We start from the raw sequence: 296 nt of genomic DNA on the forward strand, positions 1-296 counted from the left end.
ACTCAACAGAATACGGCCAGTTTGGCGGTGAGCCTGTGGGTGCCGTGGTGGGTAACTACGCGTTCACACCCTCCACGCCAGACATGAAACTGTTGCAGTACGTGTCTTCTGTCGGAGCGATGGCCCATGCGCCGTTCCTGTCCTCGGTTGCGCCAACGTTCTTTGGCGTCGACAGCTATCAGGAACTGCCCGCCATCAAGGAACTGAAGGCCGTCTTCGAAGGCCCGAAATACGCCAAGTGGCGCTCCCTGCGTGAGTCGGAAGACGCCCGCTACCTGGGCCTGACATCACCACGC

Annotated in this window: 1 protein-coding gene; it reads left to right on the plus strand. The window is 60.1% G+C overall.

Going from position 1 to position 296, the window contains the following annotated elements; genetic code table 11:
• Positions 1-296: type VI secretion system contractile sheath large subunit (locus BIU96_RS19220; protein WP_139200128.1), on the plus strand; the 296-nt coding region annotated here is incomplete at both ends.

It is taken from the genome of Curtobacterium sp. MCBA15_008 (assembly GCF_001865065.1).
Classification (GTDB): domain Bacteria; phylum Actinomycetota; class Actinomycetes; order Actinomycetales; family Microbacteriaceae; genus Curtobacterium.